This window comes from Streptomyces sp. C10-9-1 (assembly GCF_024497955.1).
Taxonomy (GTDB): Bacteria; Actinomycetota; Actinomycetes; order Streptomycetales; family Streptomycetaceae; genus Streptomyces; species Streptomyces sanyensis.
In genome coordinates, this window is the sequence record NZ_JANHKP010000002.1 from 97913 (window position 1) to 123618 (window position 25706).

Annotated in this window: 22 protein-coding genes; 11 read left to right on the plus strand and 11 right to left on the minus strand. The window is 73.2% G+C overall.

The window, feature by feature from the left end; translation table 11 throughout:
• Nucleotides 1-152: 152 nt before the first annotated feature.
• The 6 genes from NPS70_RS03020 to NPS70_RS03045 all read right to left on the minus strand — a co-directional run bounded on the left by NPS70_RS03020 (nucleotide 153) and on the right by NPS70_RS03045 (nucleotide 8094).
• Entirely contained in the window at nucleotides 153-692 is a 540-nt protein-coding gene (locus NPS70_RS03020; RefSeq protein WP_305885386.1) for a bacterial proteasome activator family protein, read from the minus strand.
• Nucleotides 693-884: 192 nt separating this feature from the next.
• Entirely contained in the window at nucleotides 885-3749 is a 2865-nt protein-coding gene (locus tag NPS70_RS03025; protein WP_256522349.1) for an ABC transporter permease, read from the minus strand.
• Nucleotides 3746-4507 carry an ABC transporter ATP-binding protein gene (locus tag NPS70_RS03030; RefSeq protein ID WP_256522350.1) on the minus strand — a complete coding sequence of 254 codons (762 nt, stop codon included), beginning with the start codon at nucleotides 4505-4507 and terminating at the stop codon, nucleotides 3746-3748. The genes NPS70_RS03025 and NPS70_RS03030 overlap by 4 nt, the downstream gene beginning before the upstream one ends.
• A 185-nt stretch (nucleotides 4508-4692) precedes the next feature.
• Nucleotides 4693-5391, minus strand: a complete 699-nt coding sequence (locus tag NPS70_RS03035) for a PadR family transcriptional regulator (RefSeq protein ID WP_256522351.1) — start codon at nucleotides 5389-5391, stop codon at nucleotides 4693-4695.
• A gap of 85 nt (nucleotides 5392-5476) precedes the next feature.
• Nucleotides 5477-6292 carry a hypothetical protein gene (locus tag NPS70_RS28445; RefSeq protein WP_305885387.1) on the minus strand — a complete coding sequence of 272 codons (816 nt, stop codon included), beginning with the start codon at nucleotides 6290-6292 and terminating at the stop codon, nucleotides 5477-5479.
• Nucleotides 6293-6480: 188 nt separating this feature from the next.
• Nucleotides 6481-8094 carry a protein kinase gene (locus tag NPS70_RS03045; RefSeq protein ID WP_256522352.1) on the minus strand — a complete coding sequence of 538 codons (1614 nt, stop codon included), beginning with the start codon at nucleotides 8092-8094 and terminating at the stop codon, nucleotides 6481-6483.
• A 326-nt stretch (nucleotides 8095-8420) separates the two neighbouring features.
• Here NPS70_RS03045 and NPS70_RS03050 point away from each other — a divergent pair, with 326 nt between their 5' ends.
• Nucleotides 8421-10034 carry a protein kinase gene (locus NPS70_RS03050; protein ID WP_256522353.1) on the plus strand — a complete coding sequence of 538 codons (1614 nt, stop codon included), beginning with the start codon at nucleotides 8421-8423 and terminating at the stop codon, nucleotides 10032-10034.
• Nucleotides 10035-10148: 114 nt separating this feature from the next.
• Here NPS70_RS03050 and NPS70_RS03055 read toward each other — a convergent pair whose 3' ends face one another.
• The 3 genes from NPS70_RS03055 to NPS70_RS03065 form a co-directional block, all read right to left on the minus strand.
• The gene (locus tag NPS70_RS03055) at nucleotides 10149-11117 is read right to left on the minus strand and encodes a phosphotransferase enzyme family protein (protein WP_256522683.1); all 969 of its coding nucleotides are present in this window, start codon (nucleotides 11115-11117) and stop codon (nucleotides 10149-10151) included.
• Between the two features lie 260 nt (nucleotides 11118-11377).
• Nucleotides 11378-11776 (minus strand): pyridoxamine 5'-phosphate oxidase family protein, encoded by a 399-nt coding sequence (locus NPS70_RS03060; RefSeq protein WP_256522354.1) that lies wholly within the window; start codon nucleotides 11774-11776, stop codon nucleotides 11378-11380.
• Between the two features lie 197 nt (nucleotides 11777-11973).
• Nucleotides 11974-12642, minus strand: a complete 669-nt coding sequence (locus NPS70_RS03065) for a response regulator transcription factor (RefSeq protein WP_308314972.1) — start codon at nucleotides 12640-12642, stop codon at nucleotides 11974-11976.
• Nucleotides 12643-12972: 330 nt separating this feature from the next.
• Here NPS70_RS03065 and pdhA point away from each other — a divergent pair, with 330 nt between their 5' ends.
• The 5 genes from pdhA (at nucleotide 12973) to NPS70_RS03090 (ending at nucleotide 18873) form a co-directional block, all read left to right on the plus strand.
• Entirely contained in the window at nucleotides 12973-14121 is a 1149-nt protein-coding gene (gene pdhA / locus NPS70_RS03070; protein WP_256522356.1) for a pyruvate dehydrogenase (acetyl-transferring) E1 component subunit alpha, read from the plus strand.
• Between the two features lie 3 nt (nucleotides 14122-14124).
• Nucleotides 14125-15105 (plus strand): alpha-ketoacid dehydrogenase subunit beta, encoded by a 981-nt coding sequence (locus NPS70_RS03075; protein WP_256522357.1) that lies wholly within the window; start codon nucleotides 14125-14127, stop codon nucleotides 15103-15105.
• 16 nt (nucleotides 15106-15121) lie between these two features.
• Nucleotides 15122-16540, plus strand: a complete 1419-nt coding sequence (locus NPS70_RS03080; protein ID WP_256522358.1) for a dihydrolipoamide acetyltransferase family protein — start codon at nucleotides 15122-15124, stop codon at nucleotides 16538-16540.
• 345 nt (nucleotides 16541-16885) lie between these two features.
• Entirely contained in the window at nucleotides 16886-17560 is a 675-nt protein-coding gene (locus NPS70_RS03085) for a GntR family transcriptional regulator (protein WP_256522359.1), read from the plus strand.
• Nucleotides 17557-18873: an MFS transporter gene (locus NPS70_RS03090; RefSeq protein ID WP_256522360.1), complete on the plus strand. Its 1317-nt coding sequence runs from the start codon at nucleotides 17557-17559 to the stop codon at nucleotides 18871-18873. Before NPS70_RS03085 ends, NPS70_RS03090 begins: the two co-directional genes overlap by 4 nt.
• A gap of 70 nt (nucleotides 18874-18943) precedes the next feature.
• Here NPS70_RS03090 and NPS70_RS03095 read toward each other — a convergent pair whose 3' ends face one another.
• A complete protein-coding gene (locus NPS70_RS03095) occupies nucleotides 18944-19768 on the minus strand; it encodes a maleylpyruvate isomerase family mycothiol-dependent enzyme (RefSeq protein ID WP_256522361.1) in 825 nt (274 codons plus the stop codon).
• Between the two features lie 170 nt (nucleotides 19769-19938).
• On the opposite strand from NPS70_RS03095, the gene NPS70_RS03100 reads away from it, so the two are divergent.
• On the plus strand, nucleotides 19939-20739 hold the full coding sequence (locus NPS70_RS03100; RefSeq protein ID WP_256522362.1) for a carbon-nitrogen family hydrolase: 801 nt from the start codon (nucleotides 19939-19941) through the stop codon (nucleotides 20737-20739).
• 44 nt (nucleotides 20740-20783) lie between these two features.
• Here NPS70_RS03100 and NPS70_RS03105 read toward each other — a convergent pair whose 3' ends face one another.
• Nucleotides 20784-21278, minus strand: a complete 495-nt coding sequence (locus NPS70_RS03105; RefSeq protein WP_256522363.1) for an LURP-one-related/scramblase family protein — start codon at nucleotides 21276-21278, stop codon at nucleotides 20784-20786.
• Between the two features lie 296 nt (nucleotides 21279-21574).
• Between NPS70_RS03105 and NPS70_RS03110 the strand changes: the two genes are divergently transcribed.
• From NPS70_RS03110 to NPS70_RS28670, 4 genes are read left to right on the plus strand one after another with little or no spacing between them, the layout of a single operon-like run.
• On the plus strand, nucleotides 21575-22045 hold the full coding sequence (locus NPS70_RS03110; protein WP_256522364.1) for a hypothetical protein: 471 nt from the start codon (nucleotides 21575-21577) through the stop codon (nucleotides 22043-22045).
• A gap of 9 nt (nucleotides 22046-22054) precedes the next feature.
• Nucleotides 22055-23761 carry a hypothetical protein gene (locus NPS70_RS03115; protein WP_256522365.1) on the plus strand — a complete coding sequence of 569 codons (1707 nt, stop codon included), beginning with the start codon at nucleotides 22055-22057 and terminating at the stop codon, nucleotides 23759-23761.
• Nucleotides 23758-24489 (plus strand): ABC transporter ATP-binding protein, encoded by a 732-nt coding sequence (locus NPS70_RS03120; RefSeq protein ID WP_256522366.1) that lies wholly within the window; start codon nucleotides 23758-23760, stop codon nucleotides 24487-24489. Before NPS70_RS03115 ends, NPS70_RS03120 begins: the two co-directional genes overlap by 4 nt.
• Nucleotides 24486-25706, plus strand: a complete 1221-nt coding sequence (locus tag NPS70_RS28670; protein ID WP_256522368.1) for an FtsX-like permease family protein — start codon at nucleotides 24486-24488, stop codon at nucleotides 25704-25706. The genes NPS70_RS03120 and NPS70_RS28670 overlap by 4 nt, the downstream gene beginning before the upstream one ends.

Genomic DNA, 25706 nt, shown 5'->3' on the forward strand with positions numbered 1-25706 from the left:
CCGACCCCCCCGCCGTCCGATACCGGCGGGGGCGGATCCGCGACCCAGGCCGTGTCGCCCCCCGCGTGCCTCGGGAGCCGCGGCCGTGTCCCGCGCACGCCGCGCCGCCCGCGTCCGGGGCGGCGTCCTTTCGCGCGGATCCCGGGCCCCGGCTACAGGTAGGGGCCGGAGCGGATCGGTCCGGTCTGACCGCCCTCGTCCTCGTGGGCGGCGCCGGGAGGCAGGGCGCGGCGCATCTGCTCCAACTGGGCCCTGGCGGCCATCTGCTGGGCGAACAGTGCCGTCTGGATGCCGTGGAAGAGGCCCTCCAGCCACCCGACCAACTGTGCCTGGGCGATACGGAGTTCCGCCTCGGACGGGATGGCCTCCTCGGTGAACGGAAGGGACAGGCGCTCCAGTTCCTCGACCAGTTCGGGAGCCAGGCCGTCCTCCAGCTCCTTGACGGAACCCCGGTGGATCTCCTTGAGCCGTACACGGCTCGCCTCGTCGAGCGGTGCCGCCCGGACCTCTTCCAGCAGTTGCTTGATCATGCTGCCGATGCGCATGACCTTGGCGGGCTGTTCGACCATGTCCGTCACCGGGACCTCGCGCGACTCGTCGTCACCGTCACCGCCGCCGAGCGCCATCCCGTCCTGACCGACGACCAGGACGTGAGGGGTTTCCTGCGACCGTTCATTCCTCGGCATCTCCATGCCGCCATTCTCTCGTACGTGGGCCTCACCACACGGTGTGCCCCCGTGCGACGGTGATCCACCTTCCGCGGGACCTGCCGGGCCCACGAACCACGCCTGCGAACCACGCCTCCGGATCCCGTCCCGGCGCCCTGCCCGGGCCCCGGCGGTGTCCGGAAGGCCCTCCCGGACGCCGCCGGGAGGGCCTTCCGCTCAGGCCGCCTCGCGGCGGGCCAGTGCGCCCCGCGAGCGGGTCACCAGCGCGGCCAGCAGGGCGGCGCCCACGGGTACGGCGACGATCAGCGCGGCCAGAGTGCCCCACGGCATCACGATGGGGACGAAGGGCTCTCCGCCGAACGCACCCCAGCCGCGGTCGAGGGCCTCCTGGCGCCAGGCGAGCTGCTGGCGCCTCTCGGTGAGCCGGAGCCCGATCGCCGGCAGGACCCCTGCCGCCGCGCCCAGCACCACGCCCATGGCGGCCACCACTCCGCACTGGAAGCCGCTGAGCGTCCTGCGGACCCGTGGCGGTGCGCCCACCGCGGCCAGCGTCTTCAGATCCGCCTCCGCGTCCGCCTGCGCGAGACCGGTGGCGATACCGGCCGCTCCGATGGTGATCAGTCCGGCGAACACCGCCAGCGACAGCAGCACGATGCTGTTCTTGCCGGTGTAGCCGGCCTCCACGACCAGGGTGATGTCCGTGGTGGCCTTGTCGAGCTCCCCGTCCAGCTTCTGCCGCTGCTCGCTGCCGGGCATCGTGTTGGTGCTGTAGTAGGCACCGAGCGGAAGGGTGGGAAGGGCGGCAGCCTCGGCCGCCGCCGGGGGCACGATCAGCTTCACGCCGTAGGTCTGCGGTTCGCCCGCGGCCGTGTGCACGGTCAGGTGCCTGATCGCCCCCGGCGCCTCGCGGTCCTCCTCGGCAGCGTCCTCTGCGGCCTCGGTGTCGGTGATCAGCTTGATACCGATGCGGCCGTGCCGGTCGATCGGGCGCTTGTCGAAGGCGACGGGCATGCCGGACGCGAGGGCCTTCGCCGCCGCCGGGTCGTCGATCTCCAGCACCTCCAGCAGCTTCTGGTCCCCGACCAGCACACCGCCCTCCGTGACGCTGCCCGGGCCCTCGGGTTCCGTGCAGCGCCAGTCGCGGGCGAGCTGCCTGCGCTCCTCGACGCTGAAGCGCAGCGCGGGGTCCTCGTCGTCCGGCCTGCCCGGGTCCCTGGTGAAGAGCGGGCACTGGTTGGCCTCGGGCACGATCACCTCGTACCAGCCGCAGGCGTCGGTCTGGTCCCACATCGAACAGGTGGGCTTGCCCACCGCGATCCGGTCCACATCCGCGCGCAGCTCCACCGGGAGGGTGCGCTGCACGGTTTCCCGTACACCGGGTGCCTCACGGCCGCCCGCCTCGGGGGCCATGACCGAGACCGCCCCGTGCGGCAGCTCCGCGACGTAGTCGGCCCGGTCCTGGGCATCGCTGCTCGCCGCATAGGTGGCCACTGCCACGGTTCCGGCCACCGCGGCGAGCACCGCGGCGACCGCCGGGGCCGTGCGGCCCCGGTTGCGGACCGCGTCGCGCAGGGCGAGTCGCGGGGACAGGGGCAGAAGGCGGCCCATGCGGCCGAAGAGGCCGACCAGCGCCGGGGTCAGTGCGACGATGCCCAGTTCGGCGAGGGCGCTGCCGCCCGCGACGATGGCGAACTGCTCTGTCATCGTCGATCCGTACAGGGCGATCGCCGCACCCAGCACCACCGCAACGAGCCCGACGGCCGGGAGGACCCGGCTGCTGCGCCGGACCCCGCGGCGACCGGTCAGCGAGGCCAGCACGGACTGGCGGGAGGCGGTCACGGCGGGCACGACCGCGGCGAGCAGGCCCGTCAGGACGGCCAGCAGGGCGATGCCCAGCAGCTCCAGGGGGCGTACGTCGAAGGCGCCGAAGCGCTTGCCCAGGGCGTCCTCCAGCAGGGGCTGGAGAGCGAAGGTGAGGGCCAGTCCCAGCAGGGTGCCGACCACGGCCGCGGCGGCACCGATGACCAGGCCACCCGAGAGCACGATCGCCCGGATGTGCCGGCGGTCGCCGCCGTTGGCACCGACCAGGCCGAGCTGTCGGCGCGAGCGCCGGGCGCCCACAGCGAACGCGGGTCCGGCCAGCAGGCAGATCTCCAGCATGGCCAGGCCCACGACGGTGCCCACCGCGGCCAGCGCGGCAGCGCGGGCCCCGGCACTCTCCTCGTACGTCCAGCCGCCCTTGCGGTACAGCGGCACCTCGGAGTCGGCGGGCGGATCCAGGGCGACGGCGCGGGAGGCGACCGCCACGCCCTTGGTGTTGAGCTCCTGCACGGTGTTCCACGTGAAACCACCGGGGATCTTCGCCAGCAGGGTGGTGCTCGCGGAGGGCGTCGGCAGCCCGTCGGCCTCCAGCGCCTTGCGCATGGGGGCGATCAGTGCCCCGGGCAGGGCGTTGATCTGGTCGGCCTTGAGGTCGTTCGGCAGTTCGTAGGCGCCCACCACCGTGTACTCGCGGTCGAAGCCGCGGACCGTGAGGGTGGAGCCGACCGCAAGGCCACTGGTCTCCAGGAAGTGGGAGGTGGCCGTCACCTCGTCAGGACCCTGCGGGAGCCGGCCCCTGAGCAGCGGCATCAGGCCCTCGGCCAGCGGGTCGTCCGGCTTCAGCTCCCGGATGTCCGTCTGGAGCAGGCCGTGTGCCGTACGCAGCTTGGCCGTGGCGACCGTGTCCCGCAGCGTCGTGGCCCCCTCGGGCAGGACCGAGGCGAGGTCCACCGGCTCCTCGGGGACCGTCTGCCAGTCGGGCTCCTCGGCCGGGGCGAACTGGTCGCCCGCGGGCGACTGGAGGATCGGGGTCCCGCCCCAGCCGGTGTCGCTGAGCCGCCCGTCGGCGGCGCCCATCGACCGTGTGGCGGCCTCCTCCGCGGAGAGCTCGGCGCTGCGCAGCGTCAGGTCCGCTGCGCTGACGCCGAGGATCGGGAGGGCGATCATCGCGAGGACGAGGAAGCTGCGGCCCTTCGCGCGCCAGGCGTCACGCCGCGCGATGCGGATCGTGGCGCGCCAGGAGTGGTACCAGGTCCTCACCGCTCGGCCGCCTGCCCGCTGAGCAGGGAGTCCGCCTCGCTGCGGGCTGTCTGGTCGACCACGGCCCCGTCGCGGAGGAAGACGACCCGGTCCGCCCAGGCGGCGAACCGCGGTTCATGGGTGACCAGGATGCCCGCGGCTCCCGCGTCGCAGCGGGACCGCAGCAGCGCGAGCACGGATTCGCCCGTCTCGGAGTCCAGGGCGCCGGTCGGCTCGTCCGCGAGGACCAGGCGCCGGTCTCCCACCAGTGCGCGGGCGATGGCGACACGTTGCTGCTGGCCGCCCGACATCTCGTCGGGGAACCGGTCGGCGAGATGGCCCAGGGACATCTCCTCCAGGGCGGCCAGCGCCTCGGACCGGGCCCTGCGGGCCGAGGTCCCGTCCAGCTCCCGGGGCAGGGCGATGTTCTCCGCCGCGGTCAGTGCGGGAATGAGGTTGTAGTCCTGGAAGACGTAGCCGATGCTGCGTCGGCGCAGGGCCGCCATCGCCTTGCGGTCGGCCTTCGTGATGTCCGTGCGCTCGACGATCACCCGGCCCGAGGTCGGGGCGTCCAGTCCTCCCGCGATGGTGAGGAGTGTCGACTTGCCCGATCCCGACGGTCCCATCACGGCGACGAGCTCGCCCGGGAAGACGTCGAGGTTCACCCCGCGCAGCGCGTGGACCTCGGTGGCACCGCTGCCGTGAATACGAGTCAGCTGCTGGAGTTGCAGCACGGGCTGCTGTGACTTCTGAGGCTGTAGAGACGGTTGTGTGGTCATGGTTCCCCCTTGGTGAGCGAACAGCCCGCGCTCGCTGGGCGGGCTGTCGAGGAAGGTCTGCGGTGCGGACGGGCGGGCGCCCCACGGCGGGATGGAGGCCCCTGGCCGGCCCGTACCGGGGCGGGTGACGGCCACTGGTCGTGGGCCCGGCGGGCCGTGACGGGCGCCCGCCCCGGGCGACGGCGCTACCGCCGGAACGGGCCCCGGGTGCCGCGCCGCCCCGTCGGCACGGCGGGCTCCGCCGCCCCGTCGCCGGGGCGCGTCCGGGCGGTGGCCGTGCTCCCGGAGTCGGCCGCTGCCCGCGGAGCCTCCGGGCCCGCGGGCGCCGCGGGCCCTGCCGCGGCGGAGAGGCGGATCAGCCGCATCTCGCAGTGGTCGAGCCAGCGGGCTTCCGCCTCGGTCTGGAAGATCAGCTGCTCCAGCACGAGCAGCCAGGCGATGTCGTCCCGCTCGGAGGAGCCGCCGCCCTCGATCGCCGCGAGCGCCTGCGCCTTCAGCCGCGTGTAGTCCTGCATGGCCTTCACGGTGTGGTGCCGCTGGGACTGGATCACCGCCCGGATGTCCACCCCGGGGGTGCCGACGGCCATGGCGAGCTTGATCGCCAGTTCGTCGCGCGGCGGGTTGGCCCGGTCCACCGGGGTGGCGAACCAGGCCCGCAGCTCGCTCCGGCCCTGCTCGGTGATGACGTAGAGGGCGTGCCCCGCCTCGTCCGCGCCCTCCTGGACGACCATGCCGTCGCGTTCCAGGCGGTTGAGGGTCGTGTAGACCTGGCCGACGTTGAGGGGCCAGGTGGCCCCGGTGCGGGACTCGAATGCGGAGCGGAGCTGCGAGCCGTACCGGGGGCCCGGCTCCAGGAGGGCGAGAAGCCCGTGGCGGATGGACATACTCAGTATGTATACCGGGTATGCCGCACGGGGCAACCGACGTACGGGGGACCTCGCGGGTCCCTCCTGAGGAGGAGGCGGACGCTCAGCGCCGCCGCAGCCGCACCCCGAGGAAGCCGATGCCGAGGCCCATCAGGGCCAGCCCGACACCGAGTGAGGCGGGGGAGATCTGCCGGGCGGGCGGGCCGGGAAGGCCGGGCGGGCCCTGGTCCCTGGCGGCGGCCCCGGCCGACGGCCGCTGCTCGGCCGGCGGGCCCGAGGCGGTCCGGGAGGGCGCCCGGTCCTCGCTCGCCTTGTCCTCCCCGGGACGGACGGCCGGGCTCGGCCCCTCCGGTGTCCCGCCGCCCCCCTCGCGGTCCCCGCCGGACCGCGTCACGTCCCCGGACGGCCGTGTGGCGTGCGGCGGGGAGGCGGCGGATTCCTCCGCCGCGCCGCGGGGGGTGCGGGACGGTGCCGGTGAGCCGTTGTCCGCCGAGGCGGTGGACGGCTTCCTGCCCGGTCTCAGCCGCCCCTCACCTGCCTGCCGCCCGGCCAGCGAGGGGGAGGGCGGTGCCGCCGACTCCAGCCTCGCGGTGTCCACCGGGCGCAGCCAGGGGCCGCGGCCGGGGAGTCCCGGTCCCAGGGTGGCGGCCGGTGCACCGGCCTCCCGGGCGCCGGAGGAGGGGTGTCCGGGGTGCTCGTGCGGCGTACGGCCGGGGGCGGCCGGAGGGCGGGCGCCGGAGGAGGGGTGCGGAGCGTGCGGGGAGGCCCGGGGTGGTTCGTCCGGCCGGGCCGCTGGTGCCTGCCCGGAGGGGCGCGCGGGTGTGTCCGCGCGGGCGGTGGCGGTGCCGGTGAGGCCGGTGGCGAGGAGCAGCAGCGAGGCGGCGGCGACCGCGCACCGTGCGTTCAGGTCTGGAGCCACCGCGGGACCCCTCCCGTGCCGAGACGCCGAAGGACGGGATCAGCGTCACATAGCGGGGCAATCCCGGCATCCTGGTCGCGTGTCGGAGGTGCGGCGGCATGGCGCGACCGATAGCCGTGCGGCCGGTCGGGGGCGTGGCGGGGCCGGGTCGGGGCGCCGGGGCACCCCCTGCTCCGTCCGCGGCGGGGCTACTCCGGATAGCCGGTGGAGACCTCCAGGATGAAGGACGCGTTGTCCTCGGAGATCTCCGTGTCGGCCAGGGGGAACTGGGAGACGACGATGCCGTCGCCCCACTGCGCGCTGGCCTTCGGGCGCTCCTCGATCTTCCAGCCCATCGTGTCGGCGCACTCCTTCACCGACAGGATGTCCTTGTAGACGAAGCTCGGCGCCTGGACCTTCGACGGGTCGTTGTACCCCTCGGGCGCGTCGGAGCACTTGGTCGCCTTGATCGTCCGGTACCGCTCGGGGCCCTTGTAGTCGCCCTCCTCCGCGGCCTCGGCGCTGGCGCTGGACTCCGCCCCGCCTCCGGCGTCGTCACCGGAGTCGTCGCCCTTCAGCGACAGGGCCGTGACCAGTCCGCCGATCGCGAGCAGGGCCACGGTGACGGCGCCGACGATCAGGGGCATGTTCCGCTTGCCGCTCCCGCCGCCCGCGGGCGCCGGCTGGGGTGCGAGCGAGTACGGCGGAGGGGTCGGGGTGCCGGGAGCGGGCTGGTAGGCGGCGGGCGTGGGGTAGCCGTAGTGCGGCGCGGGGGCCGCCGCCGGCGCCGGTGTGGCCGGTCCGTAGGCGCCGGGCTGGTACGGGGTCTGCACACCCTGCGGGGCGGGCGCCGACTGGTCCAGCGGAGGGAAGACCGCCGAGCCGACGCCCGAGCCGCTGTTCGCCGGGCCGGCACCGCTGATGATCAGGGGCGCCACGCTCTGCCCGGCCGCGGCGACCCGTGCGCACTCCTCACGCATGGCCGAGGCGTTCGGGAAGCGCTCGTTCGGGTTCTTCTTCAGGGCGCGCGCGACGAGCGCGTCCATCGCGGGAGTGACGGAGCGGTTGATCGTGGACGGCGCCACCGCCTCCTCCTGCACATGCGCGTAGGCGATGGCGAGGGGCGAGTCCGCATCGAAGGGAAGGCGGCCGGTCAGCAGCTGGAACAGCATGATGCCGACCGAGTACAGGTCGGAGCGCGCGTCGACACCGCGGCCGAGGGCCTGCTCCGGGGAGAGGTACTGCGGGGTGCCGACGACCATGCCCGTCTGCGTCATCGAGGTGACGCCCGACTGCATCGCGCGGGCGATGCCGAAGTCCATCACCTTGACCACGCCGCGCCTGGTCACCATCACGTTGCCGGGCTTGATGTCGCGGTGGACCAGCCCCATCTCGTGGCTGGCGTCCAGGGCGGCCAGCACGTCGCCCGTGACCTTGAGGGCCTTGTCGGCGGGCATCGCGCCGAACTGCCGCACGTCGTCGGCGAGCTCGGAACCGAGGGGGCGGCCCTCCACGTACTCCATGACGATGTACGGCATCAGGTTGCCGTCGAGGGTGTCCTCGCCGGTGTCGAACACCGACACGATGTTGGTGTGCGACAGCTTGGCCACGGCCTGTGCCTCGCGCCGGAACCGCTCGCGGAAGGACTGCTCGCGGCCGAGTTCGGAGTGGAGCGTCTTGATGGCGACCTGACGGTCGAGCGCCGTGTCGTAGGCCAGGTAGACGGAGGCCATGCCCCCTTCGCCGAGCAGGTCGCGAAGCTGGTACCGGCCGCCTGCCACCGAACCGCCCGCGTAGCGGCCCTGTGCGCCGTCCTGGCTCATGTGTTGCTTCCCCCCGTGCGCGCGGCGGGCCGCCCGGGATGCGGTGCCGCGGCTGAATCCGGATGTACGGGCCAAGTCTGCCCGAGGGCACCGACACGTCAAGCCGGGCACCCGTTCCGTGACCGTACGCGCAACAAGCGTCGCGGAAGCGTTACAGGGCGGTGCGGGATTTGCGTGCCGGGCGCGAGGGGCGGTTTGATGGCCGGTCTCCTTCGAGACCGGTGTGCCGCGCGAAGGCTGTAGCGTGACGTGGCACAGCATCCCGAGGACATGGCTCATCCCGCAACGCGCAGCACGCACGCGGACGGATACGACGGCGAGGACTGATGGCACCCGAACCCGAAGCAGGCGGCGGAGTGCCGGAGTCCTCGGATGCCTGGGGCGACGGCGGACTGGTCGGAGACGGCCGCTACCGGCTGACGCACCGTCTCGGCCGCGGCGGCATGGCCGAGGTCTTCGCGGCCGAGGACGTACGGCTCGGACGCACCGTCGCCGTGAAGCTGCTGCGCGCGGACCTGGCCGAGGACCCGGTCTCCAAGGCCCGCTTCACCCGTGAGGCGCAGTCCGTGGCCGGGCTCAACCACCATGCGGTGGTGGCCGTCTACGACTCCGGCGAGGACGTCGTCGGGGACCGCACGGTGCCCTACATCGTGATGGAGCTCGTCGAGGGCCGCACCATCCGCGACCTGCTCGTCAACGCCGAAGCCCCGCCGCCGGAGCAGGCGTTGATCATCGTCTCCGGTGTGCTGGAGGCCCTGGCCTACTCGCACCAGCACGGCATCGTGCATCGCGACATCAAGCCGGCGAACGTCATCATCACCCACTCCGGTGCGGTGAAGGTGATGGACTTCGGCATCGCCCGCGCCCTGCACGGCGCACAGTCGACGATGACCCAGACCGGCATGGTCATGGGCACGCCTCAGTACCTCTCGCCCGAGCAGGCGCTCGGCAAGGCCGTCGACCACCGCTCCGACCTCTATGCCACGGGCTGCCTGCTCTACGAACTTCTCGCGCTGCGGCCCCCGTTCACCGGCGAGACGCCGCTGTCGGTGGTGTACCAGCACGTCCAGGACATCCCCCGGCCGCCGTCCGAGGTGCTCTCCAGCGTGCCGCCGGAGCTGGACGGCCTGGTGATGCGTTCGCTGGCGAAGGACCCGGACGACCGCTTCCAGAGCGCCGAGGAGATGCGCGGGCTGGTCCAGTACGCGCTCCAGATGCTCCAGCAGAGCGGCGGGCACAGCGGCGGCTGGAACACCGGACCGGTGGGCGTCTACGACTCGGGTGCGACCCGGGTGCAGGGCATGACCGGTCCGACCGCCGCCTACCCGGCCCACGGAGAGACCCACCAGGGCCCCATCCTGCCGCCGTCCAACCCGGACGACGGCGGCTACGACGGTTCCCCGCACGGCCCGGGGGGCGGACCCCGGACCAAGGTGTGGCTGATGGCCGCCCTGGCGGTCGTCGCGGTCGTCGCCGGTATCGCCTTCGCCGTCAACGCGGCCAGGGACACCGCGGAGACGCCGCAGGACGGCAAGACGACCTCCGAATCGCCGTCCGTGCCGCAGGAGTCCCCCACGCCCACGCAGGAGGAGACCGCTCCCACCGGCGAGCCGGACACCGACACGGGCGGCAACCACCAGCAGCCCTCCTGGACGCCCTCCTGGACGCCGTCCTGGACGCCCAGCACCGAGCCGACCCCCAGCGCGGGCGAGCCCACGCCCTCCGACTCGGCGGAGCCCTCCGACCCCGCGCCCTCCGACCCGGGCGAGGACCCGGAGGACCCGCCGACCGACACCGCCGGCGGCACCGGCAGCGGCTCGGGCGGCGCCGCGTCCGGTGGCGGGACCACCACCGGCGGTGGCGGGACCACCACCGGTGGCGGGACGACCACCGGCTCGGGCGGCAGCGGTGACACGGAGGGCGGGGTCACCACCAGCTGACGGCCGCACGCGGCAGGTGCCCGGCGCCGGCCGAGGGCGCACGCCCTCCGGCCGGGTGGACCGGTCCGGGGCGCGGCCGGCGGTCCCGGGACCGCCGGGGCGGAGCGTCGGCGCTCAGCGGGTGAAGGCGTCGAGCACGGCCGCGTAGCGGCGCGTCCACCAGACCACCAGGGCCGACACCGCGGGAAACTGCGGGTCGGCCCTTCGGTCCTGGAGTTCGTAACGCCAGCGCAGTATCCAGAAGTCGTTGAGCCGTTCCCACCACACCCGGTGCACCGCCGCCGCCAGTTCGGCGGCGTCCGCCCCGGCCGCCCGCCGGTAGGCGCGGGCGTAGGCGCGCACCTTCGGCAGGTCCAGCTCCCCCGCCGGCTGGACGAAGAAGATCGCCGCGGCCCGTACGGCCTCCTCGGCCCGGGGATGGACGCCCAGGCGGTCCCAGTCGACGATCGCCGCCGGCTCGGCGCCCCGGTAGAGCAGGTTCAGCGGATGGAAGTCCCCGTGCACCCAGCCTCCGCCGCCCCCGGGCGGCGGTCTGCGCCCGGCGTGCTCGGCGAGCAGGACCCTGCGCTGGAGGAGCCGGTGCTCGGCCAGGGTGTCGAAGGAGTCCCGGGGCCGGGCGGACCGGGCCAACCGCAGCAGGGTCCCGATGAGGGCGAAGGTCTCCTCGGGGTCGGCGCTGGTGTGGGCGTCCGGCAGGTCCGCCGCGGGGGCCATCACCTCGGCGAGACGGGTGTGCACGGTGCCGAGCAGCGAACCGAGCCGCCGGGACTGGGCGGCGGTCAGCTCGGCGCCGTAGCGGTGCCGCCCGTCGACCCAGGGGTGGAGCGCGTAGCAGTGCCCGCCCAGGACGGCCACCGTCGCGCCGCCGCCGTCCTCCACCGGGGGTGCGACGGGCACACCGAGTGCCTGGAGCCGGAAGGTGGCCGTGTGCTGGCGTGCGATGGCGGCCCGGTCGCCGTCCAGATGGTGCTTGAGGAAGTAGACGCCGCGCGTGGTGGACAGGCGGTAGCCGCGGTTGAGCAGTCCGAGGGTCACCGGGCGGCAGGAGAGCGGTTCCCCGGCCCCCGGGTAGCGGCGCAGCAGGCGGCCGACGGGAGGGAGGGGATCACCCGAGGGGGTGGTTCTGGCGGAGGGGACGGGCCGGCGGACACGGCTCCGTCCACCGGGTGGGGGCCGGTCGTCACCGGGAGGAGCGAAGGCAGTGGGAGGAGCGGGATCACCGGGAAGGGCGACGACAGATGAGCGCGGCACATGCCAAATGTTAGATCACTCAGCGTGTCGCCGTGACTCCGGCCCGGAGCGGGCTCGGGTGGCCGGCGCCCCGGCCGCCGCCCCGCGGCCGCTCAGGTGGCCTCGGAGTGCTCCAGGGTGTGCACGGTGGCGAAGCGCGGGGCGATGCGCAGGTAGACGGGGATGTACTCCTCCCCGTTGATCCGCCGCGGTGCGGGGCCGAAGGCCGCCAGCTGCTCCGCCGTGGGGGAGTCGATCCGCGCCGTCCCCGTGAACTGCACCGACCACAGGGTCGACGCACCCGACTCCAGGTTGTCCGCGCTGTAGGCGACCACGCTGCCGCTGCAGGCGCGGTGGTCGCTGAGGCGGGAGTGCATCCGCAGCAGGACGGCCCCGTCGTCCACCAGATGGCGGGCCGGGGCGACGAAGGGCATCGCCCGCACGCTCGTGGCCAGCCGCCCGTAGCGGACACGGGAGAGCAGGTCGATGGCCTGGGCCTGGTCGGTGGACATGGCGTCCACTGTCCGCCACCCGCGGGGGCCCGCAGAAGGGTCGCCGGTCCTTGTTCGGCGTGGGACCAAGGTCCCGTATCGGCTGGTCCGCCTCGCGCCGCACGACGAGCCGGGCACGGCCCGTGGGCCGCTCGCCGCCTCCTCCGCGGTCGCCGCGCGCCGCCGCTGCCGGGTCCCGGCCGGGCGCAGGGGCGTGCTCAGAGGAGGTGCTCGCGCTCCGCCTGGAGCCGGGCGACATAGGCGGCGGCCTGGGAGCGGCGCTGCATGTTCAGCTTGGCCAGCAGGCTGGACACGTAGTTCTTGATCGTCTTCTCGGCCAGGTGGAGGCGCTCGCCGATCGCCCGGTTGGTCAGCCCCTCGCCGATCAGGTCCAGGATCCTGCGCTCCTGCTCCGTGAGGTTCGCCAGCCGCTCGTCGTCCCGGGGCCTGCCGCCGTCGCGGAGGCGCTCCAGCACCCGCGCGGTCGCCACCGGGTCGAGCAGCGACCTGCCGGCCGCCACATCGCGCACGGCACCCAGCAGCTCGTCACCGCGGATCGCCTTGAGCACATAGCCCGAGGCCCCGGCCATGATCGCGTCGAACAGGGCTTCGTCGTCGGAGAAGGAGGTGAGCATCAGGCAGGCGATGTTCTCGTTCTGCGAACGGATCTCCCGGCAGACCTCCACGCCGCTTCCGTCGGGCAGCCGGATATCGAGCACGGCCACGTCCGGTGTGGTCGCCGCGACTCTGACCAGGGCCTCCGCCGCCGTGCCCGCCTCCCCGACGACCTCGATATCGGGCTCCATCGAGAGCAGCTCGCGGACCCCGCGCCGTACGACCTCGTGGTCGTCGAGCAGGAATACCGTGATTTTTCCTTCTTCGGTCACTCGGGAAGTCTCACACATCGGCTCTTCCCGTGCCCGGGGTGCGCGGGATAACGTGCCCCCTGTTCCGGCACCCGCAGGGCTGTGACCAGTGGTTGTTCCCCACTTCCTGGATTTACTTGGAAATCCAAGCAAAAACGCAGGTCAAATGGGGTTTCGCAGTAATGCGCCACACTGGGTAACGTGCCTATGGCAGGGCATTCGCCGGGGCACCTGTCAGCCCGGTTCCCGGTCTGCCGTACACAACCCCCGTACGGTGGGCACGGACATCGGGCGAGCCGCACTGGCCACACCGGCGGACCCCGGGGGCCGGACCGACGGAGGAGCACGCACGTGACCGTGGAGAGCACTGCCGCGCGCAAACCGCGACGCAGCAGCAAGCGCGTGAGCGCCGCGAAGAAGCCGCAGAGTTCCGAGCCCCAGCTCGTACAGCTGCTCACGCCCGAGGGCGTGCGGGTCGAGCACCCGGACTACGAGATCGACCTCAGCGCCGACGAGCTGCGCGGGCTGTACCGGGACATGGTCCTGACCCGCCGCTTCGACGGCGAGGCCACGGCCCTCCAGCGCCAGGGCGAGCTGGGCCTGTGGGCCTCGCTGCTCGGCCAGGAGGCCGCCCAGATCGGCTCGGGGCGTGCGCTGCGCGACGACGACTACGTCTTCCCGACGTACCGCGAGCACGGTGTGGCCTGGTGCCGCGGGGTGGACCCGACGAACCTGCTCGGCATGTTCCGCGGCGTGAACCACGGCGGCTGGGACCCGAACACCAACAACTTCCACCTGTACACGATCGTCATCGGCTCGCAGACCCTGCACGCCACCGGCTACGCCATGGGCGTGGCCAAGGACGGCGCCGACTCGGCCGTGATCGCGTACTTCGGCGACGGGGCGTCCAGCCAGGGCGACGTCGCGGAGTCCTTCACCTTCTCCGCGGTCTACAACGCCCCCGTGGTGTTCTTCTGCCAGAACAACCAGTGGGCCATCTCGGAGCCGACCGAGCGGCAGACCCGGGTGCCGCTCTACCAGCGCGCCCAGGGCTACGGTTTCCCGGGCGTCCGCGTGGACGGCAACGACGTCCTCGCCTGCCTGGCCGTGACCCGTTCCGCGCTGGAGCGCGCCCGGCGGGGCGAGGGCCCCACCCTGGTCGAGGCGTTCACCTACCGCATGGGCGCCCACACCACCTCCGACGACCCGACCCGCTACCGGCACGACGAGGACCGGGCGGCCTGGGAGGCCAAGGACCCGATCCTGCGCCTGCGCACCTACCTGGAGAACGAGGGCCTCGCCGACGAGGCGTTCTTCGCCTCCCTGGAGGAGGAGAGCGACGTCCTCGCCAAGCGTGTGCGCGAGGCCGTCCGCGCCATGCCCGACCCGGACGACATGGCCATGTTCGACCACACCTACGCCGACGGGCACGCCTTGGTCGACGAGGAGCGCGCCGAGTTCGCCGCCTACCAGGCGTCGTTCGCCGAGGAGGGCAAGTAAGCCATGGCCGTACAGAAGCTTCCCCTCGCCAAGGCGCTCAACGAGTCGCTGCGCAAGGCCCTGGAGACCGACCCCAAGGTCCTGATCATGGGTGAGGACGTCGGCAAGCTCGGTGGCGTCTTCCGTATCACCGACGGGCTGCAGAAGGACTTCGGCGAGGACCGGGTCATCGACACCCCGCTCGCCGAGTCGGGCATCGTCGGCACCGCGATCGGGCTGGCCCTGCGCGGCTACCGCCCGGTGGTGGAGATCCAGTTCGACGGGTTCGTCTTCCCCGCGTACGACCAGATCGTCACCCAGCTGGCCAAGATGCACGCCCGCGCGCTGGGCAAGGTCAAGCTCCCCGTCGTCGTGCGCATCCCCTACGGCGGCGGCATCGGCGCGGTAGAGCACCACTCGGAGTCCCCCGAGGCCCTCTTCGCCCACGTGGCGGGCCTGAAGGTGGTCTCCCCGTCCAACGCCTCCGATGCCTACTGGATGCTCCAGCAGGCCATCCAGAGCGACGACCCGGTGATCTTCTTCGAGCCGAAGCGGCGCTACTGGGACAAGGGCGAGGTCGACACCGAGGCCATCCCCGGTCCCCTGCACTCGGCACGGGTCGCCCGCGAGGGCTCCGACCTGACCCTGGCGGCCTACGGCCCGATGGTGAAGGTCTGCCTGGAGGCGGCCGCGGCCGCCCAGGAGGAGGGCAAGTCGCTGGAGGTCGTCGACCTCCGCTCGATGTCGCCGATCGACTTCGACACCGTCCAGGCCTCGGTCGCCAGGACCGGTCGACTGGTCGTGGTCCACGAGGCCCCGGTCTTCTACGGTTCGGGCGCGGAGATCGCGGCCCGGATCACCGAACGGTGCTTCTACCAGCTGGAGGCCCCGGTGCTGCGGGTGGGCGGCTATCACGCCCCCTACCCGCCGGCCCGCCTGGAGGAGGAGTACCTCCCCGGGTTGGACCGGGTGCTGGACGCCGTCGACCGCTCGCTCGCGTACTGAGAGGGGTGCCGAGACCATGACCGCAGACACTTCCGTGCGCTTCCGCGAGTTCAAGATGCCCGACGTGGGCGAGGGGCTCACCGAGGCCGAGATCCTCAGCTGGTACGTCAAGCCCGGTGACACCGTCACCGACGGCCAGGTCGTATGCGAGGTAGAGACCGCGAAGGCGGCCGTCGAGCTGCCGATCCCCTACGACGGCGTGGTGCACGAGCTGCGCTTCGGCGAGGGGACGACCGTCGACGTCGGTACCTCGATCATCACCATCGACGTGGCCCCCGGGTCCGGTCCGGCCGAGGAGCCGGCGGCCGCGGCGCCCCCGGCCGCTTCGGTGCCGACTCCCGCCGCTCCGGCGGAGGAGGTGGAGGAGGAGAAGCCCAAGGGCCGCCAGCCTGTCCTCGTCGGCTACGGGGTCGCCGAGTCCTCGACCAAGCGGCGCCCGCGGAAGCAGGCGGCGCCGGCCCCGGAGCAGTCCGCGGCGGCGGCGATCCAGGCCGAGATGAACGGCCACGGTGCCGCTCCGGCCGCCCCGGAGGACCGCCCGCGTCCGCTGGCCAAGCCGCCGGTGCGCAAGCTGGCCAAGGACCTGGGCATCGACTTGGCGACGGTGACCCCCACCGGGCCGGACGGCATCATCACCCGCGAGGACGTCCACGCGGCCGCCGCCCCGGCACCTGCCCCCGCGGCCGAGGCCGTTCCCGCGCCCGCTCCCGAGGCCGTCCCCGTCACCGCGGGCGCCCGTGAGACCCGCGTCCCGATCAAGGGGGTCCGCAAGGCGACGGCGGCGGCCATGGTCGGCAGCGCCTTCACCGCCCCGCACGTGACCGAGTTCGTCACGGTCGACGTCACCCGCACCATGAAGCTCGTCGAGGAGCTGAAGGCGGACAAGGACATGGCCGGGCTGCGGGTGAACCCGCTGCTGCTGGTCGCCAAGGCGCTGCTCGTCGCGATCAGACGCAACCCGGAGGTCAACGCGGCCTGGGACGAGGCCGCCCAGGAGATCGTGCTCAAGCACTACGTCAACCTGGGTATCGCCGCGGCCACCCCCCGCGGTCTGATCGTGCCGAACATCAAGGACGCGCACGACAAGACCCTGCCCGAGCTGGCCTCGGCCCTCGGCGACCTGGTCGCGACGGCACGTGAGGGCAAGACCACCCCGGCCGCCATGCAGGGCGGCACGGTGACGATCACCAATGTCGGCGTCTTCGGCGTCGACACCGGTACCCCGATCCTCAACCCGGGGGAGTCCGCGATCCTCGCCGTCGGGGCGATCAAGCTCCAGCCCTGGGTGCACAAGGGCAAGGTCAAGCCGCGGCAGGTGACCACCCTGGCGCTCTCCTTCGACCACCGCCTCGTCGACGGTGAGCTCGGGTCCAAGGTCCTCGCGGACATCGCGGCGGTCCTGGAGCAGCCCAAGCGGCTGATCACCTGGGCCTGAGGCTCTGACGGGATCCAGGGGTCTCCGAGGAGACCCGGGGTCCTGACGGGACCGACGTCCTGTTTCACGTGAAACGCCCGGCCGGGAACCACCCCGGCCGGGCGTTCCGCGTACCGGAGGGCCCCTCGCTCCCGGCGGGCGGTGCGCGAGGACGGCCGACCGCAAGGCGGACCCCGCCCGCTCGGCCGCCTCGTCGGTCCCTCCCGTCCGCCCGCGCCGGGCCGTCGTGCCGGCCGCCGCGAGCGAGGGCCCGGCCGGACCCCCCCGCCCGTCCGGATCCCCCCGCCCGTCCGGATCGCGGGACGGGGATACCCCTTGCACCTCTGTTGTATCTATGCTGCGTGCATGCCCGCTTCCAGCCCCACCCCGACCGGTACCGCGGCCAAGCGCCCCCCTGCGGCGGAGCGCGTCTACGCCCATGTCAAGCAGGCCGTTCTCGACCGCGAGTACGCCGGCGGCACCCTCCTGACGGAAGGCGAACTCGCCGACGCCGTCGGGGTCTCGCGCACCCCCGTGCGGGAGGCGCTCCTCAAGCTGGAGGTCGAGGGGCTGATCAAGCTGTACCCGAAGAAGGGCGCCCTGGTCCTCGCCGTCTCCGCGCAGGAGATCGCGGACGTGGTCGAGACCCGGCTCCTGGTCGAGGAGTTCGCCGTCCGCAAGGCCGTCCCGGCTCCCCCGTACCTCCTCGCCCGCCTGGAGGAACTCCTGGGCGAGCAGCGCCGCCACGCGGAGGCCGGCGACCTGGCCGCCTTCGCGGCCAGCGACCGCTGCTTCCACGCCGAGATCGTCCGCCACGCGGGGAACGAGATCATCTCCAAGCTCTACGACCAGCTGCGCGACCGCCAGCTGCGGATGGGCGTCGCCATCATGCGGGCCCTGCCGGACCGCATCACCCGCAACCGGGAGGAGCACAGCGAACTCCTGGAGTACATCAGGGCCGGGGACGCGGACGGGGCGGCGGAGTGCGTGCGCCGCCACCTGGGCCGTGTGAAGCACCTGGTGCGCGGGGAGGAGGGGTGAGCGCGGAGCCCTCCGGCGCCCCCGCGCCGCCCCCGGCGGCGGAGCCCCCGGGCGGCCGGCGCGCCGCCCTCGTCTGGGGCGTCGGCGTCGCCGTCTACTTCGTCGCCGTCATCTTCCGCACCTCGCTGGGCGTCGCGGGACTCGACGCGGCCGACCGCTTCCACGTCGGCGCCTCGGCGCTCTCCACCTTCTCCATCCTCCAACTGCTGGTCTACGCGGGCATGCAGATACCCGTGGGCCTGCTCGTGGACCGGCTCGGCACCAAGAAGGTCCTCACCATCGGGGCCGTGCTCTTCACCGCCGGGCAGCTCGGATTCGCCCTCGCCCCCTCCTACGAGACGGCCCTCGCCGCCCGCGCCCTGCTGGGCTGCGGCGACGCGATGACGTTCATCAGCGTGCTCCGCCTGGGCGCGCGGTGGTTCCCCGTGCGCAAGGGCCCGCTGATCGCCCAGGTCGCGGCCCTCTTCGGGATGGCCGGCAACCTCGTCTCCACCCTGGTGATCGCCCGGATGCTGCACGGCATGGGCTGGACTGCCACCTTCGCGGGCAGCGCCGTCGCCGGTCTGGTGGTGCTGGCGCTGGTGCTCCTCTTCCTCAAGGACCATCCGGAGGGCGGTGAACCGCCTTCGGCCCGGCACTCCGGCCCGGCCTCCGTGCGCCGCCAACTGGGCTCCTCCTGGCACGAACCCGGCACCCGGCTCGGTATGTGGGTCCACTTCACCACCCAGTTCCCCGCCATGGTCTTCCTGCTGCTGTGGGGCATGCCGTTCCTTGTGGAGGCCCAGGGCCTCACCCGTGAGACCGCGGGCACCCTGCTCACCCTGGTGGTGGCGTCCAACATGGTGATCGGACTGGTCTACGGCCAGGTCATAGCGCGCCACCACACAGCGCGGGCACCCCTGGCGCTCGGCACCATCGCGACCACCGCACTGCTGTGGGCCGCGACCCTCGGCTACCCGGGGGACCGGGCGCCCATGTGGCTGCTCGTGGTCCTGTGCACCGTGCTGGGAGCCTGCGGGCCTGCCTCGATGATCGGGTTCGACTTCGCCCGCCCGGCGAACCCGCCCGAGCGTCAGGGCACCGCTTCAGGAATCGTCAACATGGGCGGTTTCGTGGCCTCGATGACGACCCTGCTCGCCGTCGGCGTGCTGCTCGACGCCACCGGCGGAAACTACCGGGTGGCGTTCGCCTCGGTGTTCGTCCTCCAGCTCCTCGGCGTCACCCAGATACTGCGGCTGCGCGGCCTCAGCGCCCGGCGCGAACGGGAGCGCCTGGTCGCCAGCCGGGTCGAGGCCGTCCACGTGCCGGCCTGACACGCGGCCCGCGCGGGCGGGTCGCCGCGGCCACCGGGGACGGCACCCCGGGGCCGCGGCCTCGCGGACGCTACGGAGTGACCGCGATCACCTGCAGGATCGCCTTGCCCAGCTCCTCGTCGCCGTCCACCTTGACCCGGTCCGCGACCGCCGCGGCACGGACGCGCCCGCAGGTCAGCCGGTAGAAGGTCTCCCAGTCGGTCGAGAAGGTCACCAGCGGACCCAGCGACGGGGAGCCGTCCACCGATCCGCGGCCCTCGCCGTCCACCCGCACCGTGCGCAGGAACTCCACGGGGCCGCTGACGTCGAAGACGACGGCGGAGTGCGCGGGCGCCCCCGCGTTCTTGGCCACGGCCTTCGGCAGGCCCTCGATCAGGACGTCCCGGGCCACCAGGGCGCCGGGGGAGTCGAGGGCGCCCGGCCTGCCCAGTGTCATCCGCAGGTCCTGCTCGTGCACCCAGGTGTCGAACGCGCGCATCCGGTAAGCCAGTTCCAGCGTCTGCTCGGCACCCAGCGGCGCCCGCACCTTGGTGTCGGGCGCGCGGCTCTCGTTCCGCAGCTGGCGCGCCCGGCGGATCAGCACGTACTCCAGCTCCGAGGTCATCTCCGGCGCCGTGTGGTGGCGGCGGACGTCGACCTGCATCTCCATGTACCGGGCGAACTCGCTGCGCACGTGGTAGAGGTCCCGCGGCAACGAGTGGATGGGCCGGGGGTCGCCGAGCATCTCGCACTCCATGCCGATCACATGCGAGACGACATCCCGCACGGACCACCCCGGGCACGGTGTCACACGGTTCCACTCACCCTCGACGAGCGGCTGCACCAGCTCGGCTATGGACTCGACCGACTGCGTCCAGGCATCGGCGTAGTTCTGGAGGCTGGGATGGACGGTCACGGGACCCCTCGGCGGTCGTACGCGGGCAAACGGGACGGGCGGCTCTGCGTGGGGGTCCGGGGGTGGCCCCCCGCCTCAGCACAGTACGCTGCTCGAAGGCACCCCGGCAGTGCTTTCGTGTGACGATCGTAGGCCCGCGTTGACGGCTCCAATGCCAGGACGGTGGTAGTGTGCGCGCCTCACTCATGCAAATCGCGGTCGAAGAGGACGAGTCGGTCGAATCCCGGCGGCAACGCGTCGCCGCTCTCGTCCGCGACCAGCGCGGCGCCGATCTGGTCGTCCTCCCCGAGCTCTGGCCCGTGGGAGCCTTCGCCTACCGCCGGTTCGACGCCGAGGCCGAGACCCCCACCGGGCCCACCTACGCGGCCGTGGCGGACGCGGCCCGCGACGCCGGGGTCTGGCTGCACGCCGGATCGGTCGTCGAGCGCGCCGGGGACGGGACCCTCTACAACACCTCCCTCGTGATCGCCCCCACGGGCGAACTCGCGGCGACCTACCGCAAGATCCACCGCTTCGGCTTCGACACGGGCGAGGCCGTGATGATGGGCGCCGGCACCGAGCCGGTGACCGTGCCGCTGCCCGGGGCCCTGACCCTGGGCCTGGCCACCTGCTACGACCTCCGCTTCCCGGAGCTCTTCCGGAGCCTGGTGGACCACGGGGCGGAGGCGCTCGTCGTGCCCGCGGGCTGGCCCGCGAGGCGGCGGGAGCACTGGACGCTGCTGGCCCGCGCCCGCGCCGTCGAGAACCAGTCCTACGTCCTGGCCTGCGGTACCGCCGGCACACACGCGGGCGTGGAGCAGGCCGGACACAGCATCGTGGTGGACCCCTGGGGCGGCGTCCTCGCCGAGGCGGGCCCCGGCGAGGAGGTGCTCACGGTGGACATCGACCCGGAAGCGGTGGCCAGGACCCGGGAAACCTTCCCCGCCCTGAAGGACCGCCGCCTCGGACTCGCCGCGCCGCACGACCGCTGACCCGGGCTCCGGCCCGGAAGGGGCGGACCGGGGCGCGTGCGGGTTCAGTCCTCCTCGCGCTCCCGCTCCGCCATCCGGATCACGCACACCGCGACCGCGATCAGCAGCGAGGCGTCCGCGTCCTCGCGGACCACGTCGACGCCGTAGGTGTCCCGCAGCGTCAGCCACCTCCGGGAGATGTGCGCCAGGAGTTCCCCGTCGTACTCGACCGCGAACTCCCGGTCCAGGATCCGGCCGCTGACGTCGAGCTCCGTCCCGTCGGAGAGCGCGACCCGGAAGTGGTTGCGCAGCAGTGACAGCCGCTTGCGGCGGATGGTGGCGAGCGTCTCGCCGTCCCGCTCGATCGTCATCGCGCCGCGCAGGCTCAGCAGCTTCTGCCGGAGCGTGACCAGCACGTACCCGCTCGGGTCCTTGAGCTCCAGGGTGTCCCGCAGGCGGAGCGCCTTGCCGTCGACGAGGAACGCGTGGCGGCCGCGCTCGTCCTCGATCCAGTAGTCGTCGCCGATGGCGAAGATCTTGTCGCGCACGAGGTATTTCATGGGTTGCGCATACCCTCCCTGCGGCAACGGGACGAGTGCCGTTACCCGAAGAGGTGAAGATCGCACGGTCGCGCCGGCGGCCGGGAAGACCCCCCGAGGAGCGTCGCCCGACCCGCTTCCTTCCTCCGCCGTATCGATCCTCCCCCGGTCCCGCGCACCGGCGGAAGGAACGATGCGGCGGCCGTCCGGGACGCCTTCGGGCGGCCGGGTCAGCGGATACCGCTCCACTACATTCGGCCCCGCCGGACGAGGAACACGACACCCGTGGGGGTGGAGGAATGAACCGCGCAGCCCGCATGTCCCTTTCCGCCGGAGCGGCGGTGCTCGCCGTCCTCGCCTCCGGGAACGGGACGACCGCCGGGGCGATCAGCGACAGCTCCCAGCGGACCATCGGACGGGGCATCACCCTCCAGGCGAACGCCTGGGAGTGCAACCTGTGGGCGAAGGCCTGCGACTGGAAGACCTCGGCGAAGGTCTACCGGGGCTCCAAGCGCCAGCGGATGAGCTGGGTCAAGAACGTCGCCCAGATCACCGGCAAGGGTGGTTCGGTCTCGGTGGGCAGCGGGAGCACGGGCGTCTCGGGCAGCGGGAGCGCAGGCTCCCACTCCTTCGAGTGGACCAACACCGACACCTGGACCTCCGACCTCTCTGGCCAGGCGCGCTCCGGGTACCTGTCGATGGTGTGGGGGATCGAGACGTGCTCGCATGCCTCGACCTACCACAAGCGCATGGGAGTACAGGGCACGGCATCGGCCTGTGCGGGCTGAGGGGTCGTCATGACCAGCAGAGTGCGTAGGCACGTGGTGGCCGGTGTGGTCGTCGGCGGGCTTGCGGCCGCGCTGATCTCTTTCAGACTCCTCGGCAACGTCCTGGACGTCTCAGAGGAGGGCGAAGGGCCGCAGCTTTCTCCGCGCCAACGCGAGCTGGTGAGCGCGATCGAACAACTGCGTGCGGACAACGGCCTGTTCACCGCCTCCGTCGGATCGGCCGGGCGCCCCGGCCTCTACGAGTCCGCCCATGGCCTGGCGGTCTTGCGGGCCGTCTCGAAGAAGCCGATCGTCCCGGTCTCGGTGACGCCGGAGCAGCTGCGGCGGGACGCCGCTGCGGAGATCAGGCGTGAACCCCTGCGCTCGGTCCTCTGGCTTTCGGAGATCGAGTCGGCGACCGGCCGCTCCCTGCACTCGGCGGGGGACGTGGCGGCCCTGCTCGATTCCTTCTCGGCCGAGGGGTTCGTCCGTGATCCGGCCGCGCCGCACAACGACGTCTCCTCCCGCCTCGGTGACACTTCCCGGGCCCTCGGGGCACTGAGGCAGTTCGGCAGCGAGCTGCCTGCCTCGCAACGCTCGGCCGTCCGGTCCTGGGCCGAGGCTGCGGAGCGAGCGGCACCCGATCGGCCTGTTCAGCTCTACCACCTCGCCGACATCGCGGCAGCCCTCGGCGAGACGCCTCCCGAGAGCCTTGAGGGCCGGGCAGAGACATGGTGGCGGCAGGAGGGCAGCGGACTGTCCTCACCCCTGAGCGAGGACGACCTCATCGAAGCGTGCTACTACGCCCTTCTCGTCGAGCGCCTCGGAACAGACGTGCCCGGCCGCCGCAGTGCCCTGCTGTCCCTCTTGTCCCAGAATCGAGGGGAGCCGACCGACGCCCAGGTCGACGCGCTCCTGGCACGTGCCTGGCGTGCTCTCGACGGACCAGCGGACCGACTCGGCCACCTCGCCGACCGGGTGCGCAGCCGCCAACTCCCCGGCGGGCTGGTGTCGTCCGTCCGTACGCGGCAGGGCACGCTGACGTCGACCTACGAGGTCGTCAAGCTGCGTCTCGTCGCCGGTGTTCCAGCCGACGACCTCCGATTGCGCACGGCTTTGGAGGGCGTGCGTTCCTCGATTGCCGAAACCCACGACCCGCTGCTGCACGGTGCCTGGGTCGTGCTGATGGACACGGTCGGGGCTGCTGTCGGCGAGACCGAGCGCCGAGAGGTCGTCTCCTCGCTCAAGCGATTCCTGCCCCGCACGGTCGGCGTCGAGAACGTCGACCTGTGGAACCGCGGTGTCGACATCCTGACCAGTCTCGACGAGGAGGTCACCGCCGTGGATGTGGCTTCCTGGAAGCCGACCAGTCCAGAGCTCTGGTACGCAACGACCCTGCTGGTCAACGGGTTGGACCGGCTTGAGCGGCTCGACGCACTGACCGAGCCTCCCAAGGCCGCGGACTTGCTGCATCGGGTCGAAGAGCGGCTCAGGTCCGGCACGGTGCGCGAAGCGGCAGAGGCACTCGACGCCGCCCACGCACTCGGCTGGACCCCCCGGACGGCGGATGCCGAGCGGATCGGGGACCTGCTGGAGGCGCGCCGCGACTGCCCCGGGGCCTCCGCCTTCTACCGCGACAGCGCCCGGGACACCGAGTGCGGCGTCCCCGGAACACGGGCCGCGTACCGGATCACCGCGCTGCTGGAAGGCGCCCTGCCGGCGGAGGCCGACCGGTGACGGCGGAGGTCGGACCCGTCCTGGCCGCCCGCGGGCTCACCGTCGTCCACCGGGGCCCCGGCGGCCCGGTCACCGCCGTCCGCGGGGCGGTGCTCGACCTCGCGCCCGGCCGGACGGTCGCCCTCACGGGCCGTTCCGGCAGCGGCAAGACCAGCCTCCTCACGGCCCTCGGGCTCCTCGCCGTGCCGACCGCGGGCACGGTGCTCGTCGACGGCCGGGACACCGCCGGACTGCCCGACGCCGCGCTCTCCGCCCTGCGCCGCGACCGCCTGGGCTTCGTCTTCCAGTCCTTCCACCTGCTCCCCCAGTTCACGGCCGCGGAGAACGTGGCCCTCGCCCACCCCGGAGGGCTGCGCCGCGGCGCCGGGCCCGCCCGGCTGCTGCTGCACGGGGTCGGCCTCGGGCACCGGCTCGACCACCGGCCCCGGCAGCTGTCCGCCGGGGAGCAACAGCGGGTGGCCCTGGCCCGGGCGCTCGTCAACCGGCCGGCGGTGCTGCTCGCGGACGAGCCGACCGGGAACCTCGACGCCGAGTCCGCGGCCGCGGTCCTCGACCTGCTGACCCGCTCCGCCGTACAGGACGGCTGCGCGGTGCTGCTCGTCACCCACAGCGCCGAGGTCGCCGCCCGCGCGGACCGGGTCCTGGAGATGGTGGACGGAGCGCTCGTCGACGGAGCGCCCCCGGCCCTCCCGTACAGGCCCGCCCCCGCACCGGGAGCCGCCTCGTGAACCACGTCCACCGCGGGGCCGTCAACGCCCTCCGCTTCGGCCGCCGGACGCTGGCGGCCGCGGTGGTCCTCACCCTGTGCGCCGTGGTGGCGCTGGCCGCCGCCGCCGTCGTCCGCGGCGCGGACGACGCGGCGGAGGCGGCTCTCGCCTCCGGCTCCGGACTGCGGCAGATCGATCTGGAGGCACCGCACGACGATCCGGGGGCCAGGCGGCTCTCCGGCACGGCGCTCGACGGGGTCCGCGCGCTGGAGGGTGTGGACTCCGTCGAGCCGCTGCTCCAGGCGTCCTTCGACAGCGGAACCGACGAGAGCCTGCCGCCGTTCCTGCTGCACGCGACCACCGAACGGCCCTCGCTGCGTCCGCCGCTGCTGCACCGGTCCCGCGACGCGGTCTTCCCGCTGCGAGGCCGCGAGGTGGTCCTGCCCGCGGTCGGGGACGGCCAGGACCTGACCGGGCTGCTCGGCCGGACCGTGGACGTCGCGCACACCCGGCGCACCGGGGAGAACCGCGGTACCGCGTCCGCCGACCGGATCACCGTCGTCGGCCTCTACGACCCCGCGTGGCGCCAGGACGGCCCCAATGCCGCCTACGCGGCCGCTCCCCTGGTGGTGGAGTGGGCCGCGGCCAGGGAGGGAGTGAGCCCCGAGAGGTTTCTCGCTACCCGCGGATTCTCGGGTGCCACGGTCGTCGTGGCGCGGCCCGAGGCCGTCGCGCCGGTGCTGGAGCGGCTCCACCGGGACGGCTTCTCGGCCCGTGCCGTCGCCGACCGGGTCCGTGAGCTCCCCCTGCTGCTGGAGCTGTTCCGCTGGGGGTCGTGGCTGATGCTCGGCCTCCTCGCGGCCGTGGCCGCGGCCGCCGGGGTGGGCATGGGCGGCACGCTGCTGCGCGAGCGCATCCACGAGGTCGGCCTGCTCCGGGCGCTCGGCCACACCCGCCGCCAGATCCTCACGGCCTTCGCCGTGGAGGCGGGGTGCCTCGGCCTCGCCGCCGGGGCGGCCGGTGCGCTGCTCGGGTCGGCACTGGGCGCGCTGGCGGTCAGGGGGCTGCGCGGACTGGAGCTGTTCGCCCGGCACCTTCCGCCCGGTCTGGTGGTTCCCGGCGCGTGGACCGTCGCGGCCACCCTGCTGCTTCCGGCCGCCGCGGTGCTGGCGGGCGCCGCCCGCCCGCTGCGCCGCGCGGTGCGCACCGACCCGGTGCGGGCGCTGCGCGCCTGGTGA

Excerpts from the sequence above, each read along its gene's own strand:
- NPS70_RS03020 (WP_305885386.1), bottom strand. The coding sequence starts at position 692 with ATGGAGATGCCGAGGAATGAACGGTCGCAGGAAACCCCTCACGTCCTG.
- NPS70_RS03030 (WP_256522350.1), bottom strand. The coding sequence starts at position 4,507 with ATGACCACACAACCGTCTCTACAGCCTCAGAAGTCACAGCAGCCCGTG.
- NPS70_RS03035 (WP_256522351.1), bottom strand. The coding sequence starts at position 5,391 with ATGTCCATCCGCCACGGGCTTCTCGCCCTCCTGGAGCCGGGCCCCCGG.
- NPS70_RS03045 (WP_256522352.1), bottom strand. The coding sequence starts at position 8,094 with ATGAGCCAGGACGGCGCACAGGGCCGCTACGCGGGCGGTTCGGTGGCA.
- NPS70_RS03050 (WP_256522353.1), top strand. The coding sequence starts at position 8,421 with ATGGCACCCGAACCCGAAGCAGGCGGCGGAGTGCCGGAGTCCTCGGAT.
- NPS70_RS03060 (WP_256522354.1), bottom strand. The coding sequence starts at position 11,776 with ATGTCCACCGACCAGGCCCAGGCCATCGACCTGCTCTCCCGTGTCCGC.
- NPS70_RS03075 (WP_256522357.1), top strand. The coding sequence starts at position 14,125 with ATGGCCGTACAGAAGCTTCCCCTCGCCAAGGCGCTCAACGAGTCGCTG.
- NPS70_RS03080 (WP_256522358.1), top strand. The coding sequence starts at position 15,122 with ATGACCGCAGACACTTCCGTGCGCTTCCGCGAGTTCAAGATGCCCGAC.
- NPS70_RS03085 (WP_256522359.1), top strand. The coding sequence starts at position 16,886 with ATGCCCGCTTCCAGCCCCACCCCGACCGGTACCGCGGCCAAGCGCCCC.
- NPS70_RS03105 (WP_256522363.1), bottom strand. The coding sequence starts at position 21,278 with ATGAAATACCTCGTGCGCGACAAGATCTTCGCCATCGGCGACGACTAC.
- NPS70_RS03110 (WP_256522364.1), top strand. The coding sequence starts at position 21,575 with ATGTCCCTTTCCGCCGGAGCGGCGGTGCTCGCCGTCCTCGCCTCCGGG.
- NPS70_RS03115 (WP_256522365.1), top strand. The coding sequence starts at position 22,055 with ATGACCAGCAGAGTGCGTAGGCACGTGGTGGCCGGTGTGGTCGTCGGC.